12 protein-coding genes and 1 pseudogene are annotated in these 12,071 nt (G+C 33.9%); 3 read left to right on the top strand and 10 right to left on the bottom strand.

Annotation, left to right across the window (positions count from 1 at the left end):
* The first annotated feature begins 124 nt into the window (after positions 1-124).
* Positions 125-856: a beta-glucanase gene (gene bglS, locus NST57_RS03000; protein WP_341298011.1), complete on the top strand. Its 732-nt coding sequence runs from the start codon at positions 125-127 to the stop codon at positions 854-856.
* A gap of 42 nt (positions 857-898) precedes the next feature.
* Here bglS and NST57_RS02995 read toward each other — a convergent pair whose 3' ends face one another.
* The gene (locus tag NST57_RS02995; RefSeq protein ID WP_017366673.1) at positions 899-1,300 is read right to left on the bottom strand and encodes a MerR family transcriptional regulator; all 402 of its coding nucleotides are present in this window, start codon (positions 1,298-1,300) and stop codon (positions 899-901) included.
* A 223-nt stretch (positions 1,301-1,523) separates the two neighbouring features.
* Between NST57_RS02995 and NST57_RS02990 the strand changes: the two are divergent.
* Positions 1,524-1,838 (top strand): annotated as a pseudogene (locus tag NST57_RS02990) (alcohol dehydrogenase catalytic domain-containing protein); the annotation flags it as partial.
* A gap of 181 nt (positions 1,839-2,019) precedes the next feature.
* The gene (locus NST57_RS02985; RefSeq protein WP_050826994.1) at positions 2,020-2,481 is read left to right on the top strand and encodes a CarD family transcriptional regulator; all 462 of its coding nucleotides are present in this window, start codon (positions 2,020-2,022) and stop codon (positions 2,479-2,481) included.
* A 278-nt stretch (positions 2,482-2,759) separates the two neighbouring features.
* On the opposite strand, the gene NST57_RS02980 is transcribed toward NST57_RS02985, so the two are convergent.
* The 9 genes from NST57_RS02980 to NST57_RS02940 all read right to left on the bottom strand — a co-directional run bounded on the left by NST57_RS02980 (position 2,760) and on the right by NST57_RS02940 (position 12,042).
* Positions 2,760-2,963 carry a cold-shock protein gene (locus tag NST57_RS02980; protein WP_003214229.1) on the bottom strand — a complete coding sequence of 68 codons (204 nt, stop codon included), beginning with the start codon at positions 2,961-2,963 and terminating at the stop codon, positions 2,760-2,762.
* A 286-nt stretch (positions 2,964-3,249) separates the two neighbouring features.
* Positions 3,250-3,756 carry a GrpB family protein gene (locus tag NST57_RS02975; protein ID WP_341298010.1) on the bottom strand — a complete coding sequence of 169 codons (507 nt, stop codon included), beginning with the start codon at positions 3,754-3,756 and terminating at the stop codon, positions 3,250-3,252.
* A gap of 219 nt (positions 3,757-3,975) precedes the next feature.
* On the bottom strand, positions 3,976-4,770 hold the full coding sequence (locus NST57_RS02970) for an alpha/beta fold hydrolase (RefSeq protein ID WP_341298009.1): 795 nt from the start codon (positions 4,768-4,770) through the stop codon (positions 3,976-3,978).
* Positions 4,771-5,083: 313 nt separating this feature from the next.
* The gene (locus NST57_RS02965) at positions 5,084-5,869 is read right to left on the bottom strand and encodes a CPBP family intramembrane glutamic endopeptidase (RefSeq protein WP_341298008.1); all 786 of its coding nucleotides are present in this window, start codon (positions 5,867-5,869) and stop codon (positions 5,084-5,086) included.
* A 542-nt stretch (positions 5,870-6,411) separates the two neighbouring features.
* Positions 6,412-7,875, bottom strand: coding sequence for a hypothetical protein (locus NST57_RS02960; RefSeq protein WP_341298007.1), 1,464 nt, complete (start codon positions 7,873-7,875; stop codon positions 6,412-6,414).
* A 12-nt stretch (positions 7,876-7,887) separates the two neighbouring features.
* The gene (locus NST57_RS02955; RefSeq protein ID WP_268497127.1) at positions 7,888-8,952 is read right to left on the bottom strand and encodes a hypothetical protein; all 1,065 of its coding nucleotides are present in this window, start codon (positions 8,950-8,952) and stop codon (positions 7,888-7,890) included.
* 343 nt (positions 8,953-9,295) lie between these two features.
* Positions 9,296-10,465 (bottom strand): Rap family tetratricopeptide repeat protein, encoded by a 1,170-nt coding sequence (locus NST57_RS02950; protein WP_341298006.1) that lies wholly within the window; start codon positions 10,463-10,465, stop codon positions 9,296-9,298.
* Positions 10,466-10,611: 146 nt separating this feature from the next.
* On the bottom strand, positions 10,612-11,112 hold the full coding sequence (locus tag NST57_RS02945; RefSeq protein ID WP_341298005.1) for a hypothetical protein: 501 nt from the start codon (positions 11,110-11,112) through the stop codon (positions 10,612-10,614).
* Between the two features lie 9 nt (positions 11,113-11,121).
* Positions 11,122-12,042, bottom strand: coding sequence for a bifunctional lytic transglycosylase/C40 family peptidase (locus NST57_RS02940; RefSeq protein WP_445818812.1), 921 nt, complete (start codon positions 12,040-12,042; stop codon positions 11,122-11,124).
* Positions 12,043-12,071: the final 29 nt, after the last annotated feature.

The following is a 12,071-nucleotide window of genomic DNA, read 5'->3' as shown; positions in this document are numbered from 1 at the left end:
CAATTTTCTTTTCATTCTATTAAAAAACACACTGTTTATCATTATTTAGACCGATTTTCCATTTTGAGAGAATCATGTATGATCAATCAAGAAATCGCTTTCAAAAAGAGAGGGGAATGCCTACATGTCTTACCGTGTAAAACGAATGTTGATGCTGTTTGTCACTGGATTATTCTTAAGTTTGTCCACATTTGCTGCAAGTGCCTCGGCACAAACCGGTGGATCGTTTTATGAGCCATTTAACAATTACAATACCGGGTTATGGCAAAAAGCCGATGGGTACTCGAATGGAAACATGTTTAACTGTACGTGGCGTGCAAATAATGTCTCGACGACGTCTTTAGGTGAAATGCGCTTATCGCTCACAAGTCCTTCCTATAATAAGTTTGACTGCGGAGAAAACCGTTCCACTCAAACTTACGGCTACGGACTTTATGAAGTCAGCATGAAACCAGCCAAAAATGTTGGGATCGTATCTTCGTTCTTTACTTATACTGGACCGACGGATGGTACACCTTGGGATGAGATTGACATTGAGTTTCTCGGAAAAGATACCACGAAGGTACAATTCAACTATTATACCAATGGTGTCGGAAATCATGAAAAAATCGTCAACCTTGGTTTTGATGCAGCAAACTCTTATCACACATATGCGTTCGACTGGCAGCCTAACTCGATTAAATGGTATGTGGACGGTCAATTAAAACATACGGCTACTACTCAAATCCCTCAAACACCAGGAAAGATTATGATGAACTTATGGAATGGTGCAGGTGTCGATGAATGGCTCGGCTCCTACAACGGTGTTACTCCACTTTACGCTCATTACAATTGGGTACGTTACACAAAAAGATAACCACATCACAAAACCTGTGACAAGTCACAGGTTTTTCTTCATTTAAATAGAGCTCGTTTTTAATTGATGAACTAGTTTTTGTTCATAACTGTGGATAATATCTTCATAACTTTCAATCTTGTAATCTAACCGTTTAATCGTTTCTTCGATTTCCTTTTGTTTGTCTACGAGTCTTTCTCTCTCATTGACCAAAATACGCTTCCTTGAGGACAATGTACGATCCTCTCCCTCGATAAATAAAGCCGTATATTCTCTAAGAGCATCAATTGACAGACCCGCATTTCTCATACATTTAATAAATTCTATCCATTGAATATCTTCTTCTGTATAATCACGAACACCATTTTCATCACGCCTGATCGGTCGAATTAAACCTATATTCTCATAATACCTGAGCGTAGCAGTAGATAAATCGAGCTGCTTGGCGGCTTGTGCTATTTTCATTGTTTTCACCCTTCTCTTCTTTCTCTTACTTGACGATCTCCCTTTTCCCATCATCTCCATTTTAATCGAGAAGACAAGATACTTTTGGCTCAAATCTTGATTCAAGGCTGATACTAAAGCCTGAATTCAGGCGATCAGAAGGTTCTATGTTGACTTAAAGTTCACTTTAAGACGTACAGTATAGAGGAAGGACCGAATCTTACTTTTGAAAGGATGATCCAGAATGTGTCAGACGCACCAATCAAACGTTTTAAGTGTTTCCCATGCAAAAGCAAACTTTGAACGGACAACCATTGAACGAAGAGCACTTCGTCCACATGATATTTTAATTGATATTCAGTTTAGCGGGATTTGTCATTCAGATATCCACAGTGCCTTTGATGAATGGGGCGGCGGTATTTTCCCAATGGTTCCGGGTCATGAGATTACTGGAGTTGTTTCAGCTGTAGGGGATGCTGTCACGAAATTCAACATTGGTGATCGTGTAGGCGTCGGTTGTTTTGTCGATTCTTGCGGTACATGTGAATATTGCCAAAATGGAGCAAGGATTCTTGAGGATATGATCAAAAACCACCCGAAATTTTCATGAAAAAATCTCACTTTTTTAGAACCAAATTTATTGACAGAAAATAAATAAACATGTTATTATTAAAAATTTGATTATTTTACCTCTAAATGTGGTACCCTTAAAGTAGATACATGATATGGAGGCGGATGATATGTTTCAAATTGGTGATAATATTGTTTATCCAATGCACGGAGCAGGTATAATTGAAGCCATAGAAGAAAAAGAATTCTCTGATGAAAAACAATCGTATTATGTGATTAAGATGGCCGTTAGCCATATGAAAGTGATGATTCCTACAAGGAAGATGTCAAGGTCAAAGATAAGACCTGTTACAGATATACTTGCCTTAAAGAACATCATACACACTTTCCAAAATGGAACATCAGATAAGTTATTGCCATGGAAAGAGAGATATAAAATCAACACAGACAAAATAAAAACGGGCCACATACTAGAAGGCGCTGAAGTGGTACGTGATCTCATGCGGATGAAGAAAGAAAAAAAACTGAATGCAAGCGAAAAGAAAATGCTTGACGATGCTCATGGTTATTTGCTTAGTGAGCTAGAAGTCATCAAAGGAATCACTGAAAAACAAATCAAGAGTTTCTGCTAATATTGTCTACCTGCTTCCCCATTTTTTGAATACATTTTCTCTACGAACAAATCCCTCTATCTTCAACCAGTAAAGAAAAAAGAATTTATTTAGGCAAATTCCGCATATTGTAAATCCAATATGCTATACTGTTGATAAACCTTTGAAGCATGAATTTTTTTACGATTACCTTGTAACATCTCCCTACTTGTACGTTGAGTAGGGTTTTTTATTGCAGAAATAAATGAAAACACAAAAAAACAGGCTCTCTACAGAGAACCTGTTTTAAAAAATGAAGATTAAGCAGTTTTTTGAACGTTAGCAGCTTGAGCTCCACGAGAACCTTGCTCTACGTCAAAAGTTACTTTTTGACCTTCGTCTAAAGATTTGAATCCGTCACCTTGGATAGCTGAGAAATGTACGAATACATCGTCGCCTTCTTCACGTTCGATAAATCCAAAACCTTTTTCTGCGTTAAACCATTTTACTGTACCTTGTTCCATGTTTGTTGCCTCCTAGTGCGTTACCACACAATGTATTATACTATCCTTGCCCAAAGTATCCTCAAGACGAAAAGTCTTTCTTCATGCTATCCTTTACGCCGAACAAAAATAATTATTCTTATTGTAACATGAATCGGAAATAATTGCAATTTAGGATTTAAAAGAGCACCAAATGCGCTATGATAACACTAATAAGACAGGGATTTAATGATGAACTGTTCATTTAGCTACGTTAAATCATTTGTGCATAAAATTAGTTTTTTTCAGCATGAAAAGAAATCTTTATCTAAATTCTCTCTAAAATCGCCCGAACAAAGTTAGTTTTTCCCTCGGCATATTTGTGTTTGTCATTTTTATTTAAACTAGATAGGTTCAGTTTGAGCTGCTCGTACTCATTTCTTACTAATTCGTTACTTCTTAAATAATCCCTGAAATTTAACTGTTCAAGTAAATATCTATTACTTGTTTGATACATATGGATTTGGTGAGTACGTGGTTCTCCTTTGTTGAAATAGTATCTTTCAGGTAAAACATTGTTTCCTCTATATGAATAACCAAGCTCTTGCAAAGCTGTTACACACTGTTTCCCGTCAAGAAAACAATCTATTTCAACCGCAATATCAATAATGGGTTTCGCACTCAAACCATTAACTGCTGTACTTCCAATATGATACACATTCACTGTATACTGACCAATGACCTCTACTATTCGTTCCTTTTCCCTTTCAAATTCTTTGGTCCATTCAGCAGACCAAGGAACTAAAAAAACTTCCCCTCTTGGCAATCCAAGCATAAGCTCAATCCCACCTTATCATTTCGTTGTTTAGTTGGAAATTTCATCACAACCTAATAGTTTGAAATCTTTCGATCGATTAGAACGACATTTATTATAACTCAAACAAAAAGCCCACTCACATAAAATGAGTGGACTTTCTTGTTTAGAAACTATAAAAATCATTCATACAGCACGCACCCGAATCAAGAAAACTTCTATTTATACAAAGGTGTACAACTACATATTTTCCGACTCAAATCTGTTTAACCAGTTACGGACTAATGAGTTAAATACATCGGGTTGTTCGATTTGCAGGTTGTGGCCAGCCATATCAAGCACAGCAAAAGTGGCCCTTGGATAGTCTTCGATCAGCCGCCACGCATCGTGATATCCGACGACATGGTCTTGACGTCCTGTGATAATGAGCGTAGGATACTGAAATTCAGAAGTAATATCGAAAGTATAGCCATATCCATTTTGAAGAATATTGTTGATGAATTCATGATTTGTTTGTTTAGAAGGAAGGTAAATTTCATCGCGGAATCTTTCCCATTCCTTTTTTCCTTGCACAACGGCCATGGAGCAAAATTCATCCGTCTCCTCGGGAGAGAGCTGTGATATCAAGCTGCTGTCACTTTTTAGAACGGTCTTCTCTGGCACAACTCTTTTATCGAATACAGGTATAGTCATTGGGGCTACAAGCAGTAATCCACGAACGGTTTCCCAGCGTGAATGAACAATACCTCTAGCTATATATCCTCCATATGAATAACCACAAACAATAAACTGTTCATCAGGGATCATCTCATCCAAAAGACGCAATACCGCTTCTAACATATCATCAGAATTCTGAATAGACGGATGCGGCTTGGAACGTCCCATCCCCGGTAAGTCTATGTATATTCTTTTCCAACCGCTTTGTTTTTCAAATACCGGTTCCAATGCATGTAACATCACTTGATGGTCAAGTGTCCAACCATGCAATATCACGATCGGAAATCCTTCTCCAATGACTTTATGGTAAATTGACATGTATTGATTTCCCCTTTCCTAGCCTTCAATATTTTATCACAATTTTAGCAATATTCTTCGTTTCACTGAACTTGATATTATCGCAAACTGTCATATATAACTGATCAAATTACTTCGAAAGCACAAGAAACCAAAGGTCTACAATCTGAATGAATTTACATAATAAGTTTCTACTTCGTTTCTTTGTAAATTACATCTGTTTCATACTGACCAACCATTCAACTTAATTATGAAGGAAGGCTCTGTTAAAATTCATTGTTGATATTACATACAAAGAATAGTTCTATTGCCTGAATCCATTTCTACAAAATTTTTATTTTAATATTAAACCACTTAAAACCATGAGAGTGTTTAAAGCAATATGCCAAATAATCGAGGGAATAATACTTTTAGATTTGATAGTGATCCCTCCATAAAACATTCCTCCAATAGAAAAACCAATACAAATAACCCAAGGAATTCCGAGCGAATAATGTTGTAATCCAAAACCTAAACTCGTTACCACAACCGCCCATTTTTCACCTAATTGTTCTGAGAGTCGCCCCAAAAGGTTACCTCTCCAAATTATTTCTTCGAGTACAGCGTTTGTAATTGAAAATATGATAGTGAATAGCCATATTTCTTCGATAAATGACCAGCCATTTTGAATAATAAATGGTGCAAAGCTGACAATATTAACTGATAGCGCTATGAAAAGAAAGAATTTAACACTTGTTCGGTGAAATCCTGACCAAATAAACGGGAAATAAATTAATTCATTCCACTGTGGCTTTTTCAAATAGGTTATAAATTTAGACTTAGAAAAGAAAGATAAAATGAACAGTGGGACCAATATAAAAACTAATGATACCCTGCTGAAAAATATACGTAATTCCTCTGTTTGGAATTGTATCGTCCAATGTGAATTTACATATAAATAAGCGAAAAATCCAATGCCAAATAGAACATTTGTGACAACAAACAATTTCATAGATTTATCAAAAGTTACAAAAAGAAAAATAGAAGTAACGGCCCATATAGCAATAAGTAAATAATTGTTTAGTTGAATCGAAATAATAAGTGTCGCAAATAAAAATAATGAGACTATGTTTTTAATCATGATATTATTTATAATTTTTCACTCCATTAAAAAGACTACTTTTACTATGAAATTTAAAATGAAGACTCTCTCAACGAATGATTAGTTTCATTAACTTTAATAGCATAAAGAAAAAGAAAAATTAACAATAACCATAAAAATCTTTTAATGCCTTTCAAACAAAAAAACTACTTACTTATGGTGAGTGAACAGAATTTGGACAGATTCGTTTACAAGTTGTAAAAAATAAAAAAACCAAAGGTCTATAACCTTTGGTTTCTTAGATGCGGCCGAGAGGACTTGAACCTCCACGGGTTATTCACCCACTAGGCCCTCAACCCAGAGCATAAAAGTTGTCACTTCCGAAAAGTTGATGGTATTACATTTATTTATCCTAATTTGGTTAGCTTACATTTGTATTCACTTAGTTTGGACATTTCTTGGTCATTCTTAACATGTCTATAATTTTATATTACAATATCTTTGAAATCGATGTGTATTAATTTAACCTATACCTTATGAACTTAAAAAATCTGCTAAAACTTCCTAAATAAATTGAGAAGTTAAAAGCAGATTTTTAAGTATAGTATTACTCCCAAAATTATCAGAATTTCTAAAAGCCAAGTTATAGTGAATAACCAAATCTTAAAGCTGACAAATCGTAAATCTTCCATATAAGGCTCATCGGAGTCAAAGATTTCTTTGATTTCTTCTCGGCTTAAAATATTCTTATACATTTTCTTAAGTCTTTTATATTGCACTTTATATCTATGGTGTTCCATCCATGCATACCATTTTGAAGATAATAAAAAGAAAAATGATATTAATAAAATGGCATATGAAATGACAGTGATATCTTTTGTGAAGATTCCTTCAAATCGTCCCTCTGAGAATGCATTCAATATGACAATTGAGGTAAAAAAAGTAATAATCAACAACTGATTACTTTTTAAAGAGTTAGCCAAACCACTTACTATTTGGCTAGTTTGATTAGTCAAAGAAATAAGCATTTCAGATAATGTATCTTTAGCCTTTAGATACTCTTCCAAATTTTCTTTTTGGAACATTTGGTAACTAGTCTGCAATGAGCTGAAACTTTCCTCATCAAGTTTAATTTCTCCTTCTACTATCTTGCAATCTTTTGTAATTGTATCTCTGGCTAAACCAATCTTTTCAAACGGATGAAATCCCCCATAAACCCATTGATATATTGAAGTTACAATATCAGCATCTACAGACATATCTTTATAGTTTAATTTGAAGGTTAAGTCTCTATGCCCTGAAAACTCTAAATCAACACTGTTTGTGTCATTGCTAAACATAATGACTTTATTTGCAAGAAAAGCAAATGAGTATATTAAATAAAGATCATTGAACATTTCTTCCATTTTCCCTAAACCAGTTGAATTTGGTATTAATTTAAAATCCTCTGGTATTAAATCTAATGCATTATTGTTAATAATGTTACTAATTTTATTTCTAAAAGAAGTTATTTCATTTCTTTCCAATAAAAATTCGCTTGGAAAGTTATTTGTTGAAGAGAAATAAAAGCTTTTTGTACCACCTTCAATTCCCTCATTTTGAACTTCAAATTTTAATCTGTTTTTTTGCTTTATTAACTCATTTAGTTTTGAAAACGTCGCTTTTAAATTCAGTTTACTTAAATATTCTCTAAAAGAATTAAAATTATAAACAGTAATTGAATCATCAACAATTTTCTTTTTAATTGTAACAACGACAATACATTCTGACTCATTACTCGATTTAGCTGCATATTTAATCACATCGGTCAAATCATCTAATTCTTCTGTACTCCGTGCAGACTCTAATGTATTACCATCCACTTTAAGATCAATTACGACCTTATCCCTTTCATTTACACGAGAAAAAAATTCCTCCAAATAACCCAGATTCTCTTCTGCTGCTTCATAATCGATTTTTATATAAACTTCGCACCTATTAAAATCTTCAGATGTTTTGACAATTGTAAGGTCAAATTTTTCTTTAAGATATAATATGACATCCAAACTTTCACCTTCTTATTCACGAAATTTAAAGCGTCTATACGTTTCATTGTATTTTTCTTCGTCTTCAACTTTCATAACAATTACTCTGTTTTCATCGTCATCTTTTGATGCGTATATTTTATCACTTAGATCTTCAATATATCCACTAATTCTGATTTCAATTTTATCGCTCACCTTATATGTCTTCTTCATTCTGTTTTTAATTGCTTTTTTCTCTATCTTAAACTTTGTATCAAATTTTTCTTTTTTCATTTCGTCTTTAAATTTTTTAATCAGGTCTTCCGTCTTAATTTTTTGTTTATTCTCTGGTACATATTCCGATAAAACTTCATCTATAACACCTGTTATAGAGAAATTTTGGTGATTCCTGAAGTAACCAAGTAGACTATTGTGTAATTGAGTATAATCAGCCTCTGAATGTTTTGATACATTTCTCGAAATTATACTATGGAAAGCAGTAAAAGCTTTACTCGTATTACGTTCATCTGTATTCACTTCTTTCAGCTCTAGAAAATCTCTATACCAGTATGAAGCAATTGTTGTATTTGTATCAGTAACTATAATATCTGTGATTTCATCCTCAAATTTTATTAAACAAGATTTTAAACTTCTTGTTTTTTTATTGTAAGGAACCCCCTCAAACTCTTCGAAATTATTTGCATCCAAAAAGTTTTCATGCTCAACTTTTGTAATTAGAAAATATAATTCCGATTCATACTCAATCAATGATTGAATTAAGCTTCCTTCTTGAATATTTGTCATCTTATGCTTCTCCTGAGCATCGATATGTTTTTCAAGAGCTCGTTGAGCAATAGTATTACAGACATCTATGAGAATATCAGTATCTAAAGAGTCTTGAGTTAAGTCTAGGCTAAAAACTCTAGACATTAACGTGGATACCTCTACTGTTTCAGTGTTAAAAGTATAATAACGTTTGTCATCTTTTGATAAAATATCGTACATAAGATCTTTTAAAAATCTCTCTATTGATGCATTGTTATTTGCTTTACCCCTAATTTCCTTTTGTTTAATATCCATGTGATGAATACTATCAAAGTACCTTCTTACATTCGTCATATTATTCATTTCCTCCCAAAATTTTGGAAAGAGAAATTAAAAAACGTGATGTCTTAACAAATTCCTTAAAAGCTCTAAATAATTTCTCCCTCTTTATAAAAGTTTTCAAAAAAATCACAACTTCCATAGAGTTAATATCGGGTATTTTATTGAGCTTTTAAATTTTCAAAATAAAAATGCACCTTATTAAAAATAAGATGCATTCAATAATTAGTGGCAGAAGTAAGACATTAAGATTTTTATATAAAGATCAGGTTTACTTTAACTTCCCACTCTCTCAGCTAATGTTTTAAAATTCTCCTTAAACGGCTTTTTAAAATAAGCATTTTCACTTTTTGTTAATTCACCCGATATAGCTACGCTCCCGACTATCATCAATGCTAAGATAATCATTTTTATTTTCATATATGATTTCTCCTTTTTTAATTTCTATTCTAGCTAGATTGACAATATGATAATAGTCACTAGCCATTTCAAATCTTCCAGCTCTTCTAAAGTGTTCAGCTGCTTCTAATGCAAAGTCTTCAATATCACCATACATTTGCCTACTTTTAAAGAATCCAAAACATTGGTCTAACAAATGCTTATCTTCTTTTATATACAGACCTTGAAGAATATTAAATTTAGAAATATACTCAACATCATTATTCATTTGAGCCAAAGAAACACCCTTTTTTACATAAACCTTAGCTTTAGTCCTTCTGTTATCCTTGCATAAAACATGAGCCATATTAAATATTGTTTTCGGCAAAAAGCTGTGATTCCCTTCTTCAAAAATTTCAAGTGCACACTTTAAATATCTTTCTGCTGCTTCATAATCTCCACGAGCATTACAGCAAATCCCCAAATTCATATAAGATGTACCTACTAAATACTCCTTGTTTATTTTTCTGGCGATCCTCAGATTTTCTTTGAATTGAATAAGAGCTCCCTCATAATCTAAGATGTCCATCAAATTTCCAGCTATAATGCATTGAACATGGATAATATGATCATGGTAGGTATCATATTTACTGTAGATTCTTAGAGCCTTCTTTGCATAATTTAAAGAAAAGAAAGTTTGCTTCATATAATAGTAAACTTCTGAGATTTTAAAGTAGAATTCAGCATGTTCAATCTCGTCTTCAATATCGTTTAATTTGGTCTCCGCTATTCTGTAAGCACTTATGGCAGTGGTTAACTCACGCCTTCTGAATTCATACATCCCCATAAAAAAGAAGAAATAGTATTCCAACATGCCTGTGAGATTCCCTTCATTTTGCCGCAATTGTTCGTATGTTTCATTAACTTCTTTTAATCCCTTTGCATTCATATAAGAGAGCATTAATTCATGTCTAAAATCCAACAGCTGATAATACAACAATACATCTTGGTTTTCTTCCATATTAATTATCAGCTGCTCAACTTCTCTTTTTATTTCTTTCGCTTCATTTATTAAGTTGTTTTTAATCGCCGTATACCAAAAGTTTAAACGTGTAGACACTAAATCATATGGAATTTTGCTAGAAATCAAGCAATCCCCCCCTTAAAATAAATGAATTTTCTGTCATTAACGGAATTATGACAAATAATTGAATCCACCAAAAGGGTATTTAGTTACATAAATGAAATTTTTAGTAAAACTTTAAGCATATTAATGTTCTCATTCATGTAAATATTTCAATTACTTCCTTTCACTTGAACGTTATCAACAATCCATCCATCTTTTTCTTTTTTCAATTCTGTTTGAATAATCAATTCTTGTTTAGTTGTCACAGCATTCACAGCAAGCGCAATTTTTGCTTCATTCAAATAAAGCTCCCTGTCTTCATCTACCTTCTTTGAATAGCTTTCGAGAGATAACAAATCTCCCTGCATTGTTACACTATGTTTTTCAGGACTCTTTGAAGGAAACGCATAACTCATAGCCTTATCGGTTGCTAGCTTTCTAACCGCACCTTCACGATCATCCGCATCTTCATATTGAAAGAACGCTTCAAAAAATTTCTGATTCACTTTAGCAGCTTCTGATTCCTTCAACTGGCTCATTTGATTCTCTACTCTTTGGCGGTCTTTAATAGCTTGATTTTTTTCAGCACTTAACTTGTTGTATGTCATGTAATAACTCGTAATCCCTAAAATCAAAATGACACCACCCAATACCCAGAATACTTTTTTCATAAAATCCCCCTAATTTTTTATTCTGCCAAACGACACCAAGTGATCACGCCAATATCCTTTTTTAAGATCAGAGTATTGGACGCCACTATCGTTACTATTATACATTCTTCCTTCTCCTACATAAATTCCCACATGAGTAATAAATTTACCTTGATACGTACCCGTGAAGAAGACTAAGTCTCCTGGTACTGCCTGACTTTCAGCAATCTTTTTCGTTGCGCCATACTGTTCTTGTGCCGTTCTAGGCAAAGAAATACCCGCTTTTCTGTAAGCCCATTGCACAAGTCCCGAACAATCAAAACCTGTTTTAGGAGTTGAACCAGCCCATTGATATGGATTACCTTCATACTTAAGAGCTTCGTTCATTACAGTTTCATATCCCTCCATAGCGCCGTTGACAGGCTTTACAGTGCCTCCACCCTTCAAATAGCGCATGACATGATCAACATAATTAGGATCACCATAGCTTCGCCAACCTAATTTAAGAGCTTGAAATCTGCTAAATTCTAACGCAAGGGCTTTTGTGTACTTTCCCCCACGTTTTTTCACGTAATCAATAAACCCGCCACCATAATTGTAAGACTGTAATGTTAATCGAACGTCTCCCCCTGCTTTTTTAAAAACAGCCGCAAAGTGTTTCACACCTACTTGAATGGAATACTCTGGACTTGTTATAGAGTTAGGCGGCAAACCTATTGATTCACTAGACTGCATAATATCAAGATATCGTCCTCCACTCTCCTGCATTGTTAGCGCCATGATGATGTTCAACTGATCGTAAACACCTTCTTTGCGGGCATATTTTTCAAATACGTGACGTAACCTTTCAATTTCTGGCGCAATGCCATTTGTCACGTACTCTTCATTTCCACCGCCAATATCCTCTTTTTGATTGTTACCACCGAAAATCAGTACAACCACAACCAACATTCCCCCAAAAAATACGAGTGGAAGAAAAG

Source organism: Bacillus sp. FSL M8-0077 (assembly GCF_038050255.1).
Lineage (GTDB): Bacteria > Bacillota > Bacilli > Bacillales > Bacillaceae > Bacillus > Bacillus altitudinis.
Note: the sequence above shows the minus strand (reverse complement) of the source record. Positions and strands in the feature narration are given on the sequence as shown.

Coding starts and splice junctions, on each gene's coding strand:
- bglS (WP_341298011.1), top strand. CDS start 125: ATGTCTTACCGTGTAAAACGAATGTTGATGCTGTTTGTCACTGGATTA.
- NST57_RS02995 (WP_017366673.1), bottom strand. CDS start 1,300: ATGAAAATAGCACAAGCCGCCAAGCAGCTCGATTTATCTACTGCTACG.
- NST57_RS02985 (WP_050826994.1), top strand. CDS start 2,020: ATGTTTCAAATTGGTGATAATATTGTTTATCCAATGCACGGAGCAGGT.
- NST57_RS02980 (WP_003214229.1), bottom strand. CDS start 2,963: ATGGAACAAGGTACAGTAAAATGGTTTAACGCAGAAAAAGGTTTTGGA.
- NST57_RS02975 (WP_341298010.1), bottom strand. CDS start 3,756: ATGCTTGGATTGCCAAGAGGGGAAGTTTTTTTAGTTCCTTGGTCTGCT.
- NST57_RS02970 (WP_341298009.1), bottom strand. CDS start 4,770: ATGTCAATTTACCATAAAGTCATTGGAGAAGGATTTCCGATCGTGATA.
- NST57_RS02965 (WP_341298008.1), bottom strand. CDS start 5,869: ATGATTAAAAACATAGTCTCATTATTTTTATTTGCGACACTTATTATT.
- NST57_RS02955 (WP_268497127.1), bottom strand. CDS start 8,952: ATGACGAATGTAAGAAGGTACTTTGATAGTATTCATCACATGGATATT.
- NST57_RS02945 (WP_341298005.1), bottom strand. CDS start 11,112: ATGAAAAAAGTATTCTGGGTATTGGGTGGTGTCATTTTGATTTTAGGG.
- NST57_RS02940 (WP_445818812.1), bottom strand. CDS start 12,042: ATGTTGGTTGTGGTTGTACTGATTTTCGGTGGTAACAATCAAAAAGAG.